Here is a 21,842-nt window from a genome sequence, read left to right as displayed (position 1 = left end):
CCAAAAAAAAACTCCCATTTTATTGGGAGTCATATAATATTATTTTTCAATTATATTAATAGCTTCCCTTATGCATTTGTTGATACAACAATGACATTAACGACAGAAACTACTACGATTGAATTTTTCATTTTCTTATTTTGATGCAACAAAAGTATAAAAACCTTTATATTAAAAAAAATAAAAAATAAAATTTTATGAATTTCTTGTCATTAATTTCAATTATTTATCAAAATAGTACATTATACTATTGTTGACTGACCTAAATGCACATTATCATTATTAAAATACATCAGATCATCTTTGTTTAAAATAAAATTTGAAACAAATTCCCCTACTTCATTGGTTCCAAATTTTGAATCCGGATTTAAATCTATAGTAACAACATTATATTCTATTGCTTTTTCAACTCCTTCATATACTTTTTTAGCCTCTTCATTTAAACCAAAATGTTCTAACAACATAGCCGCCGAAAGTATTGAGGCAAACGGATTGGCAATATTTCTTCCCTTTGCATGTGGATAAGAACCATGAACAGGTTCAAATAAAACATTTTTCTCCCCTAATGAAGTTGATGCCAAAACCCCTATAGAGCCTGTAATTACACTAGCTTCATCAGACAAAATATCTCCAAATAAATTACCCGTCAATACAACATCAAATTGTTTCGGATTGCTTATAATTTGCTTCGCAGCATTATCAGTAAAGAGGAAATCTAAAGTTACATCCGGATAAGAAGCACTAATGTTTTTAACAACTTTCCTCCATAAACGAGAAGTTTCAAGTACATTAGCCATATCAACTAACGTTAGCTTCTTTCTTCTTTTTTGTGCCGATTGAAAAGCTAAATGTGCTATTCTTGAAATTTCTTCTTCGGTATATTCACATAAATCAGAAGCAACAGTGCCCGCCTCATTTAACTTTTTCTCACCAAAATAGATACCTGCTGTTAACTCTCTGTAAATTATAAAATCAACTCCTTCGACAATTTCTCTTTTTAAAGGAGAAACATCTAGCAAACCTTTGAAAGGCTTTAAAGGTCTGATATTAGCAAACAATCCTAATTCTTTTCTTAACTTTAATAATCCCTGTTCAGGCCTGATTTTAGCATTAGAATCCGAATCATATTTTGGATCTCCAATAGCTCCAAACAAAACAGCATCGGTATTTAAACAAAGATTTAAGGTTTGTTCAGGAAGAGGAGAGCCTGTTTTATCAATAGCAACAGCACCTATAAGTGCGTCTTCAAAAATAAAATCATGTTCATAGACAACCCCAACAGCATACAAAGCTTTTTTAGCCTGTAAAATCACTTCAGGTCCTATTCCATCACCAGATAACACAGCTATTTTTAAGTTCATGGGAGATTTAATTTAAAATTAAAAAGCTGTAAATTTTACCAATTAAAAAACGTTTAATCTCTAAATTATCGTTTAATTAAATCCCCTTCTATTTTAGAAGCTGCAATAATTAAATGAATATCATCATCTAAAATTTCTTTTTTGACATCTGCGAATTTCAAAAACTCAACATAAACAACATCTAATTGGTTTTTTGTCAACTCATAGCCTACTTTTTTAGCACGGTAAGCCAAAGCCGCTCTACCACTTCTTGCAGTAAGAACAATTGAAGACTCATTAACCCCTACATCTAATGGATCGATAATTTCGTAAGTAGCTCTGTTTTTAATAACTCCATCCTGATGAATACCTGAACTATGTGCAAAAGCATTAGCTCCTACAATAGCTTTATTAGGCTGTACCATCATCCCCATACTTTCTGAAACCAAACGACTCATTTCGTTTAATTGTTTGGTGTCAATATCGGTATACAAATTCAAATCCGGATGTTGTTTAAAAATCATAACCACTTCTTCAAGCGCAGTATTACCTGCTCTTTCCCCAATACCATTAATAGTACACTCAATTTGTCTTGCACCGTTAATAGCTCCTGAGATTGAATTAGCAGTCGCCATTCCTAAATCATTATGACAATGACAAGAAATAGTAACATTTTCAATACCTTTTACATTTTCTTTTAGGTATTTAATTTTTGCTCCGTATTCTTCAGGCAAACAATAACCTGTAGTGTCCGGTATATTAAGTACCGTAGCTCCTGATTTAATTACCTCTTCACACACTTGTGCCAAGAAAGCATTATCAGTTCTTCCGGCATCTTCAGCATAGAACTCTACGTCTTCAACATAAGATTTTGCATGAGCAACAGCAGCTTTAGCTCTGGCAATAATATCTTCTCTTGTTGTTTGTAATTTATGTAATATATGAGATTCTGATGTCCCAATACCAGTATGAATACGTGGTCTTTTAGCATGTTTCAGGGCCGCAGCTGCTACGTCGATATCGTTTTTTACAGCTCTGGTAAGCCCACAAACTGTAGCGTTTTTAACGATTTTACTAATTTCAGTAACAGACAAAAAATCACCAGGACTAGAAACCGGAAAACCAGCTTCAATAATATCAACCCCCATGTTATCTAAGCGTTCTGCAATAACAAGTTTTTGATTGGTATCTAATTTACATCCCGGAACTTGTTCCCCGTCTCGTAAAGTGGTATCAAAAATTTGGACTTTGTCTCTATTCATTTTTAATTAATTTAATGTAATTTCACATCTTGATAACAAAAATATATTCTTTACTTTGAACTGAAAATTCATTTTAATTGAATATACTGTATATAAGCACAACAAAGACAAGTTAAATAACTGAAAATCAATTATTTAAATCTATTTATTTTACAATGGCTAACCATCAAAAAGATTTTTTATTCGTTCTGATAAAATCCCTATCCAAATCTGAAAAACGACAATTCAAAATATTTGCGAGTCGATTAGAGACAAGTTCGAATACAAAATTCATTGAATTATTTAATATTTTAGACAAATCCGACCATTATGATGAAAAACTCATTCTTAAAAGCGGCATCATAAAAAAAGTACAATTATCTAATTTAAAATCTTATTTATACAAACAAATATTAGTTAGCATCAGACTAAACATTCCAAGCCAAAACATCCGTTACCAACTAAGAGAACAAATTGATTTTGCCACAATCCTTTACAATAAAGGTTTATACAAGCAAAGTTTAAAAATACTGGACAAAACCAAAACACAAGCCATAGAAAATGATGAAAAACTAATGGCTTATGAAATTGTTGAGTTTGAAAAACTAATCGAATCGCAATACATCACCAGAAGTATCCAAGGAAGAGCTGATGAATTAGTTATTCAGGCTAAAGAACTCAATTATCAAAATACAATTTCAAGTAAACTTTCTAATCTGTCACTACAATTATACGGCATTATGCTTAAAACAGGCTATGTCAAAAGTGATGAAGAATACACTTACATTGATGATTACTTTAACAAACACACAGCAAAATTAGACGAAAACAAATTTGGTTTTCGCGAAAAATACTGGTTTTACAACGCTAATTTATGGCGAAGTTTCTTAGTTCAGGATTTTTTAGCCAGTTATAAGTTTGCTTCAAAATGGGTTACTCTTTTCTACGATAATCCTAATATGATTTTCTTAAATCCTGTTTTCTTCTTAAAAGGAAATCATTATTTATTGGAATCCTTATACATGCTAAAATACCAGACTAAATTCAAAAACTCTTTAAAACTTCTCGAAGAAACCATAAAAGATCCCCGTTTCCCAATAAACGACAACATAGCCTCTTTATCTTTCTTGTATGTTTACAACAACAAATTGAATTACCATATCATGGAAGGCACATTTGCGGAAAGCGAATATTTAATTCCTGAGATTCTTAATAAGTTAAAAATTCACAATGAGCATTTGGACGAGCATCACGAAATGTTGTTTTTCTACAAATTTGCCAGTATTTATTTTGGTATTGAAAAATACAACGAATCGATTTTTTATTTAGAAAAAATCATTAACAATAAGAATTTAAGTATGCGTGAAGACTTAATGTGCTTTGCCCGTATTTTATGCCTAATTGCCCATTACGAACTAGGAAAAGATTATTATCTGGAAACGCAATTAAAAAATACCTATAAGTTTTTAATTAAAATGAATGATTTACATGAAGTACAAAAAGAAATCATTCGATTCTTAAAAAACTTAAACTCAATTTATCCAAGTGACATCAAAAAAGAGTTTGTTAAAATGAAAGAGCGTTTTATTGAGTTAGAACAAAACACTTACGAAAAAAGAGCTTTTCTTTATCTCGACATTATTTCATGGTTAGAAAGTAAAATCGAAAATCGTAAAATAAGCGACATCATAAAAGAAAAAGCAAAATTGAATAACAGATAAAAAAAGAGAGGAAATAATCCTCTCTTTTTTATAATAATTCTTTTCGTCCCCTGATAATATCTTCAAAAGAACAGCATTTTACTAATTCTTCTACTCCATCAATCCACATCGGCAAATAAATAAATTCTACTTCGGATAAATCTTCTTTTAAATAAAAAGCCATATCATCCATTTTAAAAAACCATTCTTTGTCAAATTGAACTTTATTTATAGTAGCATCTTTTATTAATAATTTTTCTTTTAATACTCTCATGAAGTAATCTTCTTTTCTTTTCAAAAATAAAACGGTCTTTTTATAAAAACAAATAATCTTATCCAAGTGCTAAAATCATTAAAACTACTACTTTTTAAATACTTACAATTAACCCCAATAACAGCAATTATAACAAAAATTTAGCGATTTAAATTGTTGCTGTTTTATAAATTTAAATACTTTTGCAGACTTAACTAATTTAACTAATTAATAATGAAAAAATTATTTTTATTTCTTTCTGCCTCTGCTGTACTAGTTTCTTGTAGCAAAGTTGGAAAAGATGAGTACATTATCACTGGTACTGCAAAAGGAATTGAAAACGGTAAAACTATCATTCTTCAAACACAAGATCCTAGCGGAATGGGAGGATTAATTAATATCGATACTGTAAAAGTTGAAAATGGTAAATTCGAAATCAAAGGAAAAGTTACTGAGCCTTCATTCCACGTACTTCAATTGGAAGCTGCTAACCAACCTATTCCATTTATCCTTGAATCAGGAGAAATCAACATTGAGATTAATAAAGATAGCATCCAAAATACTAAAGTTTCAGGTACTTACAACAATGACGAGTATGTGAAATTTAACGAAGAAATGAAAGTGGTTCAAAAGAAATTAATTGATTTCCAAAAAGCGAATACGCTAAAAATGAACCAAGCACAACAAACTAAAGACACTGCTACAATCAATAACTTGATGGGTGAATATCAAAAACTTCAACAAGAAGTTGGTAACAAGTCTAAAGAAAAATATATTTCTTATTCTGAAACTCACCCAAAATCACTAATCAGTGCTTTAATCCTTCAAAGTATGCTAGGAGACCCAACTGCCGACATTAAAAAAGCAGAAAAAATCTACAATAGCTTTGAAGATGAATTAAAAAACACTAAGCCAGGTAAAGCAATCAAAGAAAGACTTACTGCTATTAATTCTGCTGCTCCAGCTGCTCCAGGCGCACCAGCTGCTCCGGCAACTAAATGAAGAACAGATTTCTCTGCTCCAAATACAGAAGGTAAAACAGTTTCCCTTAAGGAAAACCTGGGAAAAGTAACCATTGTTGACTTTTGGGCTTCTTGGTGTGGACCTTGTAGAAAAGAAAACCCTAATGTGGTTGCTATTTACAAAGAATTCCATTCTAAAGGACTTAACATAATAGGAGTATCTTTAGATGAAGACGCTAATAAATGGAAAGAAGCAATTGCAAAAGACAAACTAAGCTGGATTCAGGTTTCCAACTTAAAAGGATGGGAAGATCCAATAGCAGCACAATATAAAGTTGATGCTATTCCAGCCACTTTTATTCTGGACGCTTCCGGAAAAGTAGTAGCAAGAGATTTAAGAGGCGATGAACTTAGAGCTAAAATCAAAGAACTCTTAGCCAAATAAGCTCTTTTCAAATACAAAAAATAAAAAATCTCCCTAGTGGAGATTTTTTATTTTATTCAAGACCAACACTTTAAAAAAAAGATTGAAAAAAGATTAAAATTAACTGCAAAAAATGTTTGCAAACATCAAAAGTGTTCCTATATTTGCAACCGCTAAGCAACAGCAAGGCGCCGCTTTAAAGCATGGGAAGATACTCAAGCGGCCAACGAGGACGGACTGTAAATCCGTTGGGAAACCTTCGCAGGTTCGAATCCTGCTCTTCCCACAAAAACGTTTCAAGTAATTGAAACGTTTTTTTTTGCTCTATACTTTTATCAATTTTAGTTTTTAAAATTCTAATTAAAATAATTATTAAATACATTTGTAAACCAAAGATAAAATCAGTTTTAAATCTGTAAAAAATAATTACTCCATGCAAAACATCCCAAGTGTTGATTTGAGCGATTTCCTTTCAAACGATCCTATACGAAAAGAAAAATTCGTTAATGAAATTGGAAGTGCTTTTGAAAATATAGGCTTCGTTGCCTTAAAAGGACATTTTTTAGACCAAAATTTAGTTGAAAAACTATATAACGAAATCAAAGCTTTTTTCAATTTACCGTTAGCAACTAAAAAGAGTTATGAGATTCCAGAGATTGGAGGACAAAGAGGATATGTTTCTTTTGGTAAAGAACACGCTAAGGGACGAAAAGAAGGCGATTTAAAAGAGTTTTGGCACTTTGGTCAATATGTAGACCAAAATTCAAAATATGCTTCAGAATACCCTGCAAATGTTTTCGTAAATGAATTACCAGGTTTTAATACAGTTGGCAAGGAAGCTTATCAAATGCTTGAAAAAACAGGAATCTATGTTTTGAGAGCATTAGCTTTGCATTTAGGTCTTGACGAATTTTACTTTGACAAATATGCCAATGAAGGAAATTCTATCCTAAGACCGATACACTACCCTCCAATAACAGTAGAGCCTGAAAATGCAATTCGTGCCGCAGCTCATGGAGATATTAATTTAATTACGCTTTTAATGGGCGCTCAGGGCAAAGGACTTCAGGTTCAAAATCACGATGGCGAATGGATTGATGCTATAGCCCAGGATGATGAACTAGTGATTAATGTGGGTGATATGCTATCAAGACACACTAATAATCGATTAAAATCGACAATACATCAGGTAGTTAATCCGCCCAGAGAATTATGGGGAACTTCACGTTACTCTGTACCCTTTTTTATGCATCCCGTGAGTGATATGCCACTTAATTGCCTTGAAAATTGTATCGATAGCGAAAACCCAAAACAATTTGAAGATATTACCGCCGGAGATTTTCTTTATGAGAGATTAGTGGATTTAGGGTTGATTAAGAAATAGTTTTTCAGAAACACAGATTTTAGAAATAGAAGAAATTAGAGAAATATTATAAAATTTAGGATTTAATAATTCGCAATTTCATAATTATTTTAGATTTCTTCTATTTCTAAAATCTGTGTTCCAAAAACTACTTAAAGTAATTTTACATGAAGACATTTCCACATCAAGAGTTGACAAAAACTATAATTGGAATTTATTATGATGTTTATAATGAACTTGGATATGGCTTTTTAGAAAAAGTATATCATAATGCAATGATGTTAGAATTGAAATCAAGAGGTTTTGAAGTTGAAAACCAAAAAAAATTAAATGTTTTTTATAAAACAGAAATTGTTGGAGAATATATTCCCGATATCATTGTAAATCAATCTGTAATTATAGAGCTTAAATGTGTTGAATATATGATTGACTCACATGAATGCCAACTTTTAAATTACTTAAAAGCTACAGATTGCGAAGTAGGTCTGTTATTAAATTTTGGAAAAGACCCTCAATTTATTCGAAAAATATTTACGAATGAATTTAAAAAACATAATAAAAAATAAAGAAAACAATTTAATTAATTTTTAAAATTTCTTAAATCTGCGTTCTAAAAAAACAAAAAATATGGACTTACAAGACCAATTAAAAAATTTATTCCCGGATCATGTTCCTAGCAATGAACCGGAAGAAATTGAAGAAACTGCCCACGAATTATTCGTTCAAAAAGAACCTATGATTTGTAAATTCGAAAAAAGAAAAGGGAAACCAACCACTATAATTGAAGGTTATGAAGGTGATGAAGAGGATTTTAAAATTCTCGCCAAAGAAATCAAAACCAAATTAAGTGTAGGTGGAAGTTTTAAGGACGGAGCCATTATTATCCAAGGCGATTATCGTGACAAGATCATGAAAATTTTACAGGACAAAGGTTTTAAAACCAAACGTGTTGGCGGTTAATAATTTTATAGATTGCAGAATTTAGATATCAGATTTTAGATTTCTTTGAAATTAGAATTATTTTAAACTTAGAACCTTAGCAACTCCAATCTCAGTAACTTAAAAAAAAATGATAGCAGCCTCAGAATTAATTCTAAATCCGGATGGAAGTATTTACCACCTAAATCTAAAACCTGAAAATATTGCTCAGGACATCATTTTTGTAGGTGATCAGGATCGGGTTGAAAAAGTGACGGCTTATTTTGATACAGTTGAATTTTCTACTCAAAAAAGAGAGTTTAAAACACAAACCGGAACTTACAAAGGCAAAAGAATTACGGTGATTTCTACCGGAATAGGTCCGGATAATATTGATATTGTTTTGAACGAATTGGATGCTTTAGTTAATATTGATTTCGAAACAAGAAAAGTTAAAGACGAGCTTACTTCATTAAATATTATTAGGATAGGAACTTCCGGTTCGTTGCAAGCCAACATTCCGGTTGATAGTTTTGTTATGAGTCAATATGCCATTGGTTTAGACAATATGCTTCGCTCCTACTGTATCGATTCTGTTTCAAATTCAGATATAGAAACTGCTTTTATAACACAAACCGATTGGGATCTTCAAAAAGGGAAACCTTATGTAGTTAATTCAAGTGAAACTTTAAACAATCGTTTTTACTCAACTCAAATACAAAAAGGATTTACAGCAACAGCAGGAGGTTTTTACGGACCTCAGGGAAGAATTTTACGATTGAATATTCAGGATGCTAATTTGAATAAAAAAATGGATCAGTTTCATTATAATGGAATTCAAATTACCAATCTCGAAATGGAAACCGCCGCCATCTATGGTCTTTCGGCTCTTTTAGGGCATCAGGCCATTTCGCTGAATGCTATTATTGCTAATCGTGCTAATGGAACTTTTAGTAAAGATCCATATCTGGCTATTGATAAATTGATTCGTTATACTTTAGATAAATTGGCTCACTAACATGAAAACAATCAGAATAGCAGGTGTACCGGAACACTTTAATTTGCCTTGGCATCTAAGCCTTGAAAATAAAGAATTTGAAAGTCAAAATATCAACCTGCAATGGACCGATGTTCCTGAAGGAACCGGAAAAATGTGTCAGATGTTACGAAATGGCGAAACTGATATTGCTGTAATTTTATCAGAAGGAATTGTAAAAGATATTGTAGCCGGAAATCCATCAAAGATTGTTCAGGTATATGTTGATTCACCTTTAATTTGGGGAATTCATGTGGCGGCCAAATCCAATTACAAAAGTTTAGTGGATATTGAAAATACCAAAGTCGCTATTTCGCGTTTTGGTTCGGGTTCACAGTTAATGGCTTATGTAAATGCAAATAATCAGGGTTGGAAAACAGATAACCTTCAATTTGAAATTGTAAACACCATAGATGGTGCTGTAGAAGCTCTAAGCAACGGAACTGCCGATTATTTTATGTGGGAACGTTTTATGACCAAACCACTTGTAGACAACGGCATTTTTAGAAAAATAGCTGACTGCCCTACTCCCTGGCCTTGTTTTGTTATTGCGGTACGCGAAGAAATTCTAGAACAGCAGCCGGAAACTATCCGTAAGATTTTAGATGTTATCAATAAAAAAACAGCTTCATTCAAATCTATTCCTGACATCGAAGCCGTTTTAGCCGAAAAATACCATCAAAAAATTGAGGATATTCAGGAATGGTTATCACTTACTGTTTGGTCGCAAAATCAATTATCAAAAGAAATGTTAAACAATATTCAAAATCAATTATTAGAACTTAAAATTATTGATAAAATAGGTACTTTTGATGAAATAGTTAAAACCGTATAGTTTTACTTTTTGCTTCGCATGATACACTTTAGAAATCTTACTTTTCAAAATATAAAACAAAAACTTCAGGTCAAAAAACCTTGGGATGAAGTGATTATTTTTGTTCTGAATATTTTGATTAGTATTCCGGCTTTTATCATTGCGCATCAAAATCTAATCGAATTAAACTGGGCTTTTAATCTTGACCGTTTTCTATTATTTATTTTCATTTTAATAGGCATACAATTAGTTCTTCGTTTACTCAGAACTATAATTATCATTTGTATTGTTTTTTATATCCTGATTCTGTTATACGGAACTTTATCCGGAAATTATGGTTTTCAAAGTGTTTATGAAGACTATGATTCAATGGTTTATACTATGTCCGACAATCCGTTTCCTCAGGATATTATTATTTCAAAATTATTGCCGTTCCCTAATAAATCGCAGATAGTCAATGCTATTGAATACCAAAACCCCAAGGTTCGAAATTTTGCAGTTATGGCTGTCAATAAAAATTTTAAAAACATCAAAGGTTTTACCGATTATCGAAATATCATCCAGTGTTTTGGTGTTTTCAAAGAAATCAATAGCCGATGGAATTACGTTAGTGATCCTAAAGACGGCGATTATATAGCTACTGCCAGTGAATCTTTGAATTACTTATCAGGAGATTGTGACGACCATTCCATTTTAATGGCAGCCTGTGTACGGGCCATAGGAGGAACACCACGTCTAATCCATACCAAAGGGCATATTTACCCGGAAATACTAATTGGAAGCATGAATGATTTGGAAACAGTCAATTTTTTAATTAAAAACAAACTCTTTGTAAAAGAAAGTTATGGAAAACAATTGCATTATCATATTGACGAACGTAATCAGGTTTGGCTTAATTTAGACTATACTGCTAAATATCCCGGTGGTCCTTTTATGTCCGAAGAAATTTTAGGAGCTCTGACACTGAATTAAATTAACCTCTTTTATTTAATTCCCCCAGAATTTCATAAGAATGCAATCGTGCCTGATGTTGATATATTGCAGATGCTACCATTATTTCGTCTATTTGTGTGATTTCGATAAATTGATTCAATTCCTTTTCAATTTTTTCCGGACTACCAATAAAAGTATATTTTGTCATTTGCTGTAAAGCCGCTTCTTCCATCGAATCTCTAAAATCTTCTTCCGGTTTTACGGGAGGCTTTAATTGTTGTCTTTGACCAATAATAATACTCCAAAACAATCGCTTAAAAGAAGTAGCTAACTTGAGAGCTTCATAATCCGTATCTGCCGCAATTACGTTCACACAGGCAATTGTATAAGGCTCTTTTAATTGTTCTGATGGTCTGAAATTATTCCTGTAAATAGTTAAAGCTTTATACAACTGAGCAGGAGCAAAATGACTTGCAAAAGCATACGGTAATCCCAAAGAAGCTGCTAAATAAGCACTTTCGGTACTGGAACCTAAAATCCAAATTGGAATATCCAAACCTTCGCCTGGAAAAGCACGCACTCTCCCATTTTTATTTCCTTCCGATAAATAACGTTGTAATTCTTCCACATTGGCAGGAAATTCCATAGCGGCCTGATCGTCTCTTTTTAAAGCTGTGGCCGTTAATTGATCTGTTCCCGGTGCACGTCCTAAACCTAAATCAATCCGATGAGGAAAAAGAGTTGCCAACGTACCAAATTGTTCTGCTACAATTAAAGGAGCGTGATTAGGCAACATAATTCCTCCTGAACCCACTCTCAAAGTTGAAGTTCCGGCAGCAATATGACCAATCAAGACCACCGTAGCACTACTAGCAACACCTTGCATATTATGATGTTCGGCCAACCAAAATCGGTTATAACCCCATTTTTCTGCTTTTTGTGCTAAATCCAAACTGTTTTTAAAAGTATCGGTTGCATTTCCTCCGTCTCTGACTATAGCTAAATCGAGAACAGAAATTTTTATTTGAGAAAGTGTTTTTACGGCCATATAATTAAATCTTATTTGGAATTACAAAAATAAGCATTGTAAAAATGGCTTTCATCGATACAAATACTAATAGAAAGTTAAATAGAATCAAAATATTTTATTGGTATGATTCCATAAATCCCAAAAGCATGTATCATAAGTTGTTTTTTTGGAAAATATATTTTTTAAGTTCAAACAATATCAAACAAACACTTCCGGCAGTTATAGGATAAAGCCAATCTTTAAGAAGCAATGGAGAAGTATGAAAATAGTAATTAAACATTGGAACATATACTATAAGAAATATACAGGAAATAGAAAACAGAAATGCCAATAATAGTTTTTTATTTGATAAAAAATAGCTTCCTAAAGCAGCTCCATAAGTTCTTCTGGAAAGAAGATTTGCATATTGACTGAAAATAATGGAAATAAAAGTGATCGTAATGGCTTTTTCATAATGATTGCTTCTATCAAAATTAGCAAAGTAAGTAATTATAAAAGCACTAAAAGAAACAAGTCCCATAATAGTTCCTGAAAACACAATTCCTTTTATAGTATCTTTTGTTAATATTTTATCCTTAGGATTTCTGGGCGAAATCTCCATGATATTCTTTTCAGGAGGATCGTAAGTCAACATTGTCAGCGGAAACATTTCACCTATCATATCAATCAGTAAAATCTGTACCGCTAATATGGGAGTTGGTATTCCCAAAAAAGAACCTGCAAAACCAAAAAGTACGCAAGTAAGCTCTGCTACATTAGAAGAAAGATTTGTTTTTATTGTTTTTTCCAAATTCCTAAAAATAATTCTTCCTTCTTTGACTGCAACAACAATTGTTGAAAAATCATCATCTAATAAAATCATATTAGCAGCTTCCTGAGCCACTTTAGAACCATTTCTTCCCATAGCAATTCCTATATCAGCTCTTTTTAAACTCAAGGTATCATTTACACCATCACCAGTCACAGCTACTATTTCTCCTTGCTGCATCAACAAATCTACTATGCGAAGCTTATCATCAGGGGAAACTCTTGAAAAGATGATTGCTCGATTGCTAAAAACCTTTTTGAGTTCCTCATCATTCATATTTTGCAAAGTAGTATTATTAATTACTAACGGAAATGTATTGTTCGGATTCATTAATCCGATATTTTTGGCAATTGCCTTCGCGGTAACCTCATTATCCCCCGTTATCATAAAAACCTTCATCTGCGCTTTGAAAACCAATTCAATAGCCGCTTTTACTTGTGAGTGAGGCGGGTCAAACATCGTTACAAATCCAGCAAAGGTTAAATCCTGTTCTGCTTCTTCAATTGTATAATCCTTTTTTATTTCTAAATCTTTGTAGGCAATAGCTATAATGCGCAACGCATTTTCTGAAAAAGCTGTAGCCTTAGCCATGATTGCTTCTTTTTGGGTAGTCGTAAGTTCACTTACCGCTCCATTAGAAATTATTTTTGCAGAAACCGCCAAAACAGACTCTATAGAACCTTTTACAGAAGAAACTATTTTTTCTTTATGACTTCGGATTATTGAAGCTCTTTTGCGAACCGAATCAAAAGGAAAAACTTTAATCATAGGATACTCCTTTTCAATTTCTTCTAAAGTAAATCCTGCTTTAATAGCCAATGTAGCAAATGCAGCTTCTGTAGGATCACCAATGGCATGCCAGGTAGAATGAAAAGTGTCTGGCGGACTTATTTTCCCTGTCGACGAAAGAAAACCTGAAAGAAAAAAGATCTTTAAATCACCTAATGACTCTTTTTTCATCACAATATTTTTCTCATTAGAAATATTTCCTTGTGGTTCATATCCTAGTCCGGAAACTAAAAAAGATTCTGAATTGAAATAACAACCTGTAATAGTCATTTCATTTTTAGTAATTGTTCCTGTTTTATCAGAAGCAATCACCGTTGCTGAACCCAATGTTTGCGCTGATGCAATTTTCTTGACAATTGCATTTCTCTTTGCTAATCTTCCGACTGCAAGTGCCAAAGCCATTGAAATTTGTGCAGGCAAACCTTCCGGAACCATAGCAGCGGCAACACTAACTGCAAACACTAATGCCACAGGTATTGAATCATTCAGCAACAAGCGAGTCCCAAAAAGACAAGCGCCAATTAGTAAAATAGCGTAGGTTAATTTCTTTGCAACATCGGCAATCTCTGTTTGCACAGGAGCATCAGGAACTTTAATTTTTTGTGATGAAGTACTTATTTTCCCTATTTCAGTTTGTAATCCTGTTGCATAAACAATTCCTGTTGCCTGACCTCTTGCAACAGTTGTTCCCATGTAAACACAGTTTTTTATTTCCACAAAAGGAATTGTTTTATCTGTAGCAAATAAATAATCTTTATCAGACGGTAACGATTCACCCGTGAGAATAAATTCATTTACAGAAAAACCATTAGTATGAATTAATCTAATATCGGCTGGAACGCCATCACCTTCATATAATTTTACAACATCACCCGGAACAAGATCTTCAGTGATTATTTCAATTGTTTTTTTTTCTCTAATTACAGTGCATTTATTGACAATCAGTTTATTTAGGGAAGCCAAAATATTTTCGGATTTCCATTCCTGATAAAAACCAATTAGTGCATTTAATAGCACGATAACTAAAAGAATAGAACCATCTCTGGGTTGTCCTAAATAATACGATATCATTGAAGCTATCATTAATATAATAACTAACGGACTTTTAAACTGACTGAAAAGTATATTTATAAAGTTTCTGGAATTGGTGATTTTAAGTATATTTTTACCATACTTTTTCCTTGCTGACAGAATAGTACTTTTATCAAGACCATTTTCAATATTGCTATTAAATTGTCGCAAAACGACATTGACTGGTTCTTTAAAAATTTCCATCAGTTGTTAGAATATTAAAGGTTATCCAATATAAAACGTACTCTTTCTTCCGGTGGAAGAACAGGAACATGTACAATTGGAAAAGGCAGAGATTCATATACCTCAGTAATTAATGTATGAATTTTTTTCTGAGCTATGCTATCTTCAATTCTTGCATAATCGTTTACCATTGGAAGACAGTCGAGAATAAAAACTTTTTTATAAGAGACTTTACCTAGTGCTTCGGTAAGTTTTGCATCAATTTCCAAATTTAAATAACGGTAATAAGCAAGAGCATCCGGAATAGCTCTGTCGAGAAAGACAAGAACCTCGGGTGAAATTTCATTTTCCTGTTCAATCTGCATCTCTAAAACTCCTAACTGAAATTCACGCTGATTACTCCTAACTTCTTCGATAGTTTTTCCTTTTAAACGCTGCGTGTCAATAAAATGTCTGGCATGCTCCATCGTTGTTATATACCCTTTTTCTCTAAGTAAATTAACAGTTGTGGTTTTACCGGAACTTGGACCTCCTGTTATAACATACCAATTTGTTTGTTTTATACTATTATTAATACTGCTTATTTCCATTGTTTAATTTAAGTTCTTTATAATTTTAAATATTAAACCTTCATTCTTTACATTGAGGTATTTTCTTTGCTGAATGAATATTTAGTACTTATGGCTCTACAAAACAAATGGTTCGTGGTAAAGCGAACCATTTGTCAAAAAAATATTTGTTAGAGTTTTTCTTTATTTTTAATTAATTTTCTCTAGTTCTGTCTATACACAATAAACTATAAAGCATAAAGTTTGTAATTTTTATCTATGTACCGATTAGAAACTAATATTTCACATGTTTTTCCTTTTATTTTATCAAAATTTAAGGAAGTACTGATCATTTATTATTCCAAATATATGAAGAATTTCCTTTATTGATAACCCCCCACATGCAATCCTTTTAGATTCGATTGAATTAGTTTTATTACAGCTTGTAGATCCAGTTTAAATATAAATTTGGATTGATTATTCAATCAAATTTTAAAGTAGTTGTTGAATATCTGAATTATTTCAGATGAATAAAAAATCAGAAAATTAATAAGATAGAATAAGGGGATTTGCCATTTTAGATTTTTAGCATCTCAAGGGTAATAATTTCTACTTACCCAATTAATATCAAATAGATAAAATTGGTATAATGCTTTTAAGATTGATAAATATCCCGTTCTAAACGGATAGTTAAAAACAAAAAAAACTCCTTAATTGCTTAAGGAGTTTTTTGGTGGGCGATGAGGGGTTCGAACCCCCGACCCCCTCGGTGTAAACGAGGTGCTCTGAACCAGCTGAGCTAATCGCCCTATTTTGTTGTGCTATCATTGCTGATTGCGAGTGCAAATATACAGTTGAATTCCGGATATACAAGTGTTTTTTCTAATTATTTTTTCCTTTTTTAAAAACTTTTTCTTTTACATTTCATAATCAACAATTTACAAAATAAGAAATTTTAAAGTTTCTGTTGTACGACAACTTTATGAAGCCTAAATTTGCAATATCAAATAAAAAATAATGGCACGATTTAAAGAAAACGACCTACCGAAAGCTAAATTAGACGCTAATTCTCTTCAAAAAGCAATTCGAATTTTTAAATATTCTAAAAACCATAAATGGAAATTCTTTGTTGGACTTATTTTTTTATTACTTACCAGCGCTACTGCCCTTGCCTTTCCTAAACTAATGGGAATGTTAGTAGATTGTGTTAGTGGAAAAGATTTAAACCGGGCCAACGAAATTGCTTTAATGCTGATGCTCATTTTAAGTTTACAGGCTATTTTTTCATTTTTCAGAATTTCATTATTTGTCAATTTCACCGAAAATTCGCTTTCTAATATTCGCTTTGCACTTTATGAAAACCTGGTAAAATTACCTATGAGTTTTTATGCTCAAAAACGGGTAGGTGAACTTAACAGCCGTATTAGTGCTGATATTTCGCAATTGCAGGATACTTTTACCACTACAATTGCCGAGTTTTTACGTCAGTTTATTTTAATTGTTGGTGGTTTTGTAATTTTGGCACAAATCAGTCCAAAGTTAACCTTTATGATGCTTGGGATTGTTCCTGTTGTGGCTGTAGCTGCGGTTATTTTTGGACGATTTATCCGTAAATACGGAAAAAAAACACAGGATAAAGTTGCCGAAAGTCAGGTTATTGTTGAAGAAACCCTGCAGGGAATTACCAATGTAAAAGCATTTGCGAACGAATGGTACGAAATCAGTCGTTATAAAACCAAAATCAGGGAAATTGTAAAAATAGCTATTAAAGGCGGGCAATATCGTGGTTATTTTGCTTCATTTATTATTTTATGTCTTTTCGGATGTATTGTTGGAGTAGTTTGGTACGGAATTACATTGACCATCAAAGGAGAAGTTGATGGCGTAGGCGATTTAATTTCCTTTATTCTTTACACCACTTTTATAGGGGCTTCTTTTGGAGGAATTGCCGAAATGTATGCACAGATCCAAAAAGCTGTTGGAGCTACCGAGCGTGTTTTTGAACTATTAGACGAAATTCCCGAAGACATTAATTCGAATGCAGCTTCAACTTTTGAAAAAATTGATGGTAACGTCATTTTTAAAAATGTGGGATTTAGCTATCCGAGCCGAAGCGAAATTGAAGTTTTAAAAGATGTGAATTTTGAAGCTAAAAAAGGACAAAAAATTGCTTTGGTTGGTTCCAGTGGTGCCGGAAAATCAACAATTGCTTCATTGCTACTTCGTTTTTATAATTTAAACAAAGGAGAAATTTTAATTGACGGAAAAAATATTTATGATTACCAACTTGAAAATTTAAGAGGAAATATGAGTATTGTTCCGCAGGATGTTATTTTATTTGGCGGAACTATTCGTGAAAACATTGCCTATGGAAAACCTACTGCCAGCAATGAAGAAATTTTGCAGGCAGCCCGACAGGCTAATGCATTAAATTTTATTGAAAGTTTTCCTGAAGGAATGGAAACTTTAGTGGGAGAACGCGGAATTAAACTTTCAGGAGGACAGCGTCAGCGTATTGCTATTGCTCGTGCCCTGCTAAAAAATCCAAGTATTTTAATTTTGGACGAGGCAACTTCTTCTTTAGACAGCGAAAGCGAAAAATTAGTTCAGGAAGCTCTTGAAGTTTTAATGGAAGGCAGAACCAGCATTATCATTGCGCATCGATTATCGACTATTAGAAATGCGGATCAGATTTTAGTAATTGACAACGGAGTGATTAGCGAGCAGGGAACGCATCTGGAATTAACAGCTATGGAAAACGGAATTTATAAAAACCTAAGCAACTTACAGTTTAGTAATTCCTAACAAATCCGAAAACATCATAAAAAAAGGGATGATAACTTAAAGTTTCATCCCTTTTTACATTTTTATAAATCAAAGAATTAACCTCTGATTAATTTTCTGTATTTCAAACGTTTTGGAGTCAAATCGCCACCAAGACGTTTCTTTTTATTCTCTTCATATTCAGTAAAACTTCCTTCGAAGAAATATACTTCAGAATCTCCTTCAAAAGCTAAGATATGCGTACAAATACGGTCTAAGAACCATCTGTCGTGCGAAATTACCACAGCACATCCTGCAAAATTTTCCAAACCTTCTTCTAATGCACGAAGCGTATTTACGTCCAAATCATTTGTTGGCTCATCCAGTAACAATACGTTTCCTTCTTCTTTCAAAGTCATTGCCAGATGTAAACGGTTACGCTCTCCACCAGAAAGCATAGACACTTTCTTATTTTGTTCACCTCCACCAAAGTTAAAACGACTTAGATAAGCACGGGAATTCACCTGACGACCTCCCATCATAATCAATTCCTGACCATCGGCAAAGTTTTCCCAAATAGATTTGTTAGGATCAATATTCGAATGCGACTGATCTACATAAGCAATTTTTACAGTTTCACCTACTGAGAATTCTCCACTGTCAGTTTCTTGCTCTCCCATAATCATTCTGAAAATAGTCGATTTACCAGCACCATTCGGACCAATAACCCCAACAATTCCAGCCTGAGGAAGTGTAAAATTCAAATTATCATACAATAATTTTTCACCAAAAGCTTTGGCTACATTTTTAGCTTCGATTACATTCGTTCCTAAACGAGGTCCATTTGGAATATAAATTTCTAATTTTTCATCCAATTGTTTTTGGTCTTCGTTCAATAGTTTATCATAGTTCTGCAAACGTGCTTTTTGTTTTGTCTGACGACCTTTAGCTCCCTGACGTACCCAGTCCAGCTCACGCTCTAAAGTTTTTCTTCTTTTAGAAGCTGTTTTTTCTTCTTGCTCTAAACGTTTTGATTTTTGGTCTAACCAGGAAGAGTAATTTCCTTTCCAAGGAATACCTTCTCCTCTATCCAATTCCAAAATCCATCCCGCAACATTATCCAGGAAATATCTATCGTGCGTAACGGCAATTACAGTTCCTGAATATTGTGCTAAATGTTGTTCCAACCAAAGTACAGATTCAGCATCCAGGTGGTTGGTAGGCTCATCCAATAACAATACATCAGGTTGTTTCAACAACAAACGGCATAAAGCTACACGACGGCGCTCTCCTCCCGAAAGGTTCTTGATAGGCGTATCTCCGTCCGGCGTACGCAACGCATCCATTGCAATTTCTAATTTGGTATCGATTTCCCAGGCACCTAAAGCATCAATTTTGTCCTGTAAAGCTGCCTGACGCTCCATCAACTTATCCATTTTATCCGGATCAGAATAATTTTCTTCAAGACCAAACAAATCATTGATTTTATTGTATTCTTCCAATACTGCCATTGTTTCGGCAACACCTTCCTGAACCACTTCTAAAACGGTTTTAGAATCGTCCAAAATAGGTTCCTGCTCTAAATATCCAACTGTATAACCCGGTTGAAAAACAACATCTCCCTGATAGTTTTTATCAACTCCTGCAATAATTTTTAAAAGAGAAGATTTACCCGAACCATTCAAACCCAAAATACCAATTTTAGCTCCGTAAAAGAAACTCAAATAGATGTTTTTAAGAACAGGTTTATCTGCTCCCTGATAGGTTTTACTCAATTTTTGCATTGAGAATATTACTTTCTTATCGTCTGACATAATATAAAGTTTGTTGTTTATTTTTTTATTCTATTTTCTATTGAAATTGATTATTGACATTGCTATTGCAATTATTTTTTTTTAAACCCTTCCTTTCAGCGAACTAAAAACCCAGGCTATAGCAAAAAAACCAATTCCTACAGCTGCAAATCCAATTCCCGAAACATCGCGATATTTAAAGATGCCAAGAGCAATTAATATCAATCCCATTATAATCATTATAAATGTAGCCCATCCTAAGATGGTATTCTTATTCATTCCCATTAGTGTTGTGGTATTTTGGTTTAGTTTTTAGAACTGCAAATATCGTTAATTTATAATGCTAATTAAAAATATGATACAGCATTTCTTTTAATAAATCAGCATTAGACAACGCATTAGCTCCTACACCTTTACTTTTAACATCAATCTCTCGTAAAGCAGCCACAATTTGACTTACTTTTCGCATAGGATAATTTTTTAAAGCTAAATCATACTCTTTTAAGAAAAAAGGATTCACGCCTAAAACCGTAGCTACATTTTTAGGATTTTTATCCTTTAAGCCGTGGTATTTTAATAATTGTACGAAAAAACCAAAAACCAAACTTGTGGTTACCACCATTGGATTTTCTTTTGGATTGCTGGCAAAATTCTCAGCAATAGTGTAAGCTTTTAACTGATTGCGTTCCCCAATAGCTTTTCGTAATTCGAAAACATTGAAATCCTTACTAAAACCGATGTTTTCTTCAATGTCTTTCGGTGAAATAGTACTTCCTTTTGGTAAAATAATCTGTAACTTTTCTAACTCATTATTTATTTTACTCAAATCCGTTCCTAAAAACTCAACCAACATGGCCGAAGCCTTAGGTTCAATAGTATATTTTTTTCCTGACAAAACACGTTTAATCCAATCACCTACCTGATTTTCATACAGTTTTTTACTTTCAAAAATTATCCCGGATTTAGCAATATTCTTAGTGACTTTTTTTCTTTTATCTAATGTTTTATATTTATAACAAAGTACCAAAACTGTTGAAAGCATAGGACTTTCGGCATAGGTTTCCAATTTATCGATAGTTTTGGTTAAATCCTGCGCTTCTTTTACAATCACTACCTGACGCTCCGCCATCATTGGATAACGTTTAGCTGTCGAAACAATATCTTCAACTGAAACATCCCTGCCATACATCACCGTTTGATTGAATCCTTTTTCGTCTTCCGATAAAATATTTTCTTCAATATAATCCGATAATTTATCAATATAATAAGGTTCTTCACCCATCAAAAAATAAATAGGCTTGATATTCCCTGCTTTTATATCGTTTACAATTTTTATGACTTCGTCCATTTTTTTAGAATGCAGATTTTAGATTTCAGATTTCAGATTTGAAAAACTGCAATCTTTAAACTTATTTAATATTTTTGCATCATGCAAAATCTCAATTTCCCTTCTTATACTTTTCGTTTCAAAAATAGCGAAAATAAAGTGTCTATTTTTGATGAAATCAGGAAAAAATTCATCATTCTTACACCTGAAGAATGGGTTCGTCAACATGTAGTTCGCTTTTTATTAGAAGAAAAACAATACCCTAAATCCTTAATCAACGTCGAAAAAGTGTTATTAGTCAACGGATTAAGAAAAAGATACGATGTTGTGGTATTTAACACTGATGGTTCTATCAATATTTTAGTAGAATGTAAAGCTCCGGAAGTCAAAATTACACAAGGAACTTTTGACCAAATTGCACGTTATAATATGACAATGAAATCCAATTTTTTGATGGTAAGCAATGGATTGAATCATTATTTTTGCCAAATGGATTATGAGAATGAAAAATACCAATTTCTAGCTGCACTTCCAGATTATAATTAA

Annotated in this window: 19 protein-coding genes, 2 tRNA genes and 1 pseudogene; 12 read left to right on the top strand and 10 right to left on the bottom strand. The window is 32.7% G+C overall.

Annotated elements, in window-relative coordinates; all coding sequences use genetic code 11:
* Positions 1-242 precede the first annotated feature (242 nt).
* Positions 243-1,361, bottom strand: coding sequence for a 3-isopropylmalate dehydrogenase (gene leuB, locus BLR17_RS13750; RefSeq protein ID WP_066325981.1), 1,119 nt, complete (start codon positions 1,359-1,361; stop codon positions 243-245).
* Positions 1,362-1,426: 65 nt separating this feature from the next.
* Positions 1,427-2,602, bottom strand: a complete 1,176-nt coding sequence (locus BLR17_RS13745; protein ID WP_066325976.1) for a 2-isopropylmalate synthase — start codon at positions 2,600-2,602, stop codon at positions 1,427-1,429.
* Positions 2,603-2,757: 155 nt separating this feature from the next.
* Here BLR17_RS13745 and BLR17_RS13740 point away from each other — a divergent pair, with 155 nt between their 5' ends.
* Entirely contained in the window at positions 2,758-4,302 is a 1,545-nt protein-coding gene (locus BLR17_RS13740; protein ID WP_066325974.1) for a hypothetical protein, read from the top strand.
* 28 nt (positions 4,303-4,330) lie between these two features.
* On the opposite strand, the gene BLR17_RS13735 is transcribed toward BLR17_RS13740, so the two are convergent.
* Positions 4,331-4,555, bottom strand: coding sequence for a hypothetical protein (locus BLR17_RS13735; protein WP_066325972.1), 225 nt, complete (start codon positions 4,553-4,555; stop codon positions 4,331-4,333).
* A gap of 213 nt (positions 4,556-4,768) precedes the next feature.
* Here BLR17_RS13735 and BLR17_RS13730 point away from each other — a divergent pair, with 213 nt between their 5' ends.
* The 9 genes and pseudogenes from BLR17_RS13730 (at position 4,769) to BLR17_RS13695 (ending at position 11,023) form a co-directional block, all read left to right on the top strand.
* Complete coding sequence (locus BLR17_RS13730) at positions 4,769-5,536, top strand: DUF4369 domain-containing protein (protein WP_066325970.1); 768 nt, start codon at positions 4,769-4,771, stop codon at positions 5,534-5,536.
* Positions 5,537-5,554: 18 nt separating this feature from the next.
* Positions 5,555-5,941 (top strand): annotated as a pseudogene (locus tag BLR17_RS16375) (TlpA family protein disulfide reductase); the annotation flags it as partial.
* A 184-nt stretch (positions 5,942-6,125) separates the two neighbouring features.
* Positions 6,126-6,206, top strand: a tRNA-Tyr gene (locus tag BLR17_RS13725).
* A 147-nt stretch (positions 6,207-6,353) separates the two neighbouring features.
* A complete protein-coding gene (locus BLR17_RS13720; protein ID WP_066325966.1) occupies positions 6,354-7,304 on the top strand; it encodes an isopenicillin N synthase family dioxygenase in 951 nt (316 codons plus the stop codon).
* Between the two features lie 146 nt (positions 7,305-7,450).
* A complete protein-coding gene (locus BLR17_RS13715; RefSeq protein ID WP_066325864.1) occupies positions 7,451-7,849 on the top strand; it encodes a GxxExxY protein in 399 nt (132 codons plus the stop codon).
* A 61-nt stretch (positions 7,850-7,910) separates the two neighbouring features.
* The gene (locus tag BLR17_RS13710) at positions 7,911-8,243 is read left to right on the top strand and encodes a translation initiation factor (protein ID WP_066325866.1); all 333 of its coding nucleotides are present in this window, start codon (positions 7,911-7,913) and stop codon (positions 8,241-8,243) included.
* Positions 8,244-8,352: 109 nt separating this feature from the next.
* Entirely contained in the window at positions 8,353-9,219 is an 867-nt protein-coding gene (locus tag BLR17_RS13705) for a nucleoside phosphorylase (protein ID WP_066325868.1), read from the top strand.
* A 1-nt stretch (position 9,220) separates the two neighbouring features.
* On the top strand, positions 9,221-10,072 hold the full coding sequence (locus tag BLR17_RS13700; RefSeq protein ID WP_066325869.1) for a substrate-binding domain-containing protein: 852 nt from the start codon (positions 9,221-9,223) through the stop codon (positions 10,070-10,072).
* Between the two features lie 18 nt (positions 10,073-10,090).
* A complete protein-coding gene (locus tag BLR17_RS13695; RefSeq protein WP_066325870.1) occupies positions 10,091-11,023 on the top strand; it encodes a transglutaminase-like domain-containing protein in 933 nt (310 codons plus the stop codon).
* Between the two features lies 1 nt (position 11,024).
* Here BLR17_RS13695 and BLR17_RS13690 read toward each other — a convergent pair whose 3' ends face one another.
* The 4 genes from BLR17_RS13690 to BLR17_RS13675 all read right to left on the bottom strand — a co-directional run bounded on the left by BLR17_RS13690 (position 11,025) and on the right by BLR17_RS13675 (position 16,222).
* On the bottom strand, positions 11,025-12,032 hold the full coding sequence (locus BLR17_RS13690) for an LLM class flavin-dependent oxidoreductase (RefSeq protein ID WP_066325871.1): 1,008 nt from the start codon (positions 12,030-12,032) through the stop codon (positions 11,025-11,027).
* A 133-nt stretch (positions 12,033-12,165) separates the two neighbouring features.
* Complete coding sequence (locus tag BLR17_RS13685; protein ID WP_066325875.1) at positions 12,166-14,886, bottom strand: cation-translocating P-type ATPase; 2,721 nt, start codon at positions 14,884-14,886, stop codon at positions 12,166-12,168.
* 14 nt (positions 14,887-14,900) lie between these two features.
* Positions 14,901-15,455, bottom strand: a complete 555-nt coding sequence (locus tag BLR17_RS13680) for an AAA family ATPase (protein WP_066325877.1) — start codon at positions 15,453-15,455, stop codon at positions 14,901-14,903.
* A 689-nt stretch (positions 15,456-16,144) separates the two neighbouring features.
* Positions 16,145-16,222, bottom strand: a tRNA-Val gene (locus tag BLR17_RS13675).
* Between the two features lie 208 nt (positions 16,223-16,430).
* Here BLR17_RS13675 and BLR17_RS13670 point away from each other — a divergent pair.
* A complete protein-coding gene (locus BLR17_RS13670) occupies positions 16,431-18,218 on the top strand; it encodes an ABC transporter ATP-binding protein (protein WP_066325879.1) in 1,788 nt (595 codons plus the stop codon).
* Positions 18,219-18,295: 77 nt separating this feature from the next.
* Here the strand turns inward: BLR17_RS13670 and ettA are convergent, their stop codons facing one another.
* The 3 genes from ettA to holA all read right to left on the bottom strand — a co-directional run bounded on the left by ettA (position 18,296) and on the right by holA (position 21,317).
* Positions 18,296-19,990, bottom strand: coding sequence for an energy-dependent translational throttle protein EttA (gene ettA, locus BLR17_RS13665; protein WP_066325881.1), 1,695 nt, complete (start codon positions 19,988-19,990; stop codon positions 18,296-18,298).
* Between the two features lie 81 nt (positions 19,991-20,071).
* Complete coding sequence (locus BLR17_RS13660; RefSeq protein WP_066325887.1) at positions 20,072-20,254, bottom strand: CAL67264 family membrane protein; 183 nt, start codon at positions 20,252-20,254, stop codon at positions 20,072-20,074.
* Positions 20,255-20,312: 58 nt separating this feature from the next.
* Positions 20,313-21,317: a DNA polymerase III subunit delta gene (gene holA / locus BLR17_RS13655; RefSeq protein ID WP_066325889.1), complete on the bottom strand. Its 1,005-nt coding sequence runs from the start codon at positions 21,315-21,317 to the stop codon at positions 20,313-20,315.
* Between the two features lie 81 nt (positions 21,318-21,398).
* On the opposite strand from holA, the gene BLR17_RS13650 reads away from it, so the two are divergent.
* Positions 21,399-21,842 carry a type I restriction enzyme HsdR N-terminal domain-containing protein gene (locus BLR17_RS13650; RefSeq protein ID WP_066325891.1) on the top strand — a complete coding sequence of 148 codons (444 nt, stop codon included), beginning with the start codon at positions 21,399-21,401 and terminating at the stop codon, positions 21,840-21,842.

This window comes from Flavobacterium glycines, assembly GCF_900100165.1.
Taxonomy (GTDB): domain Bacteria; phylum Bacteroidota; class Bacteroidia; order Flavobacteriales; family Flavobacteriaceae; genus Flavobacterium; species Flavobacterium glycines.
Note: the sequence above shows the minus strand (reverse complement) of the source record. Positions and strands in the feature narration are given on the sequence as shown.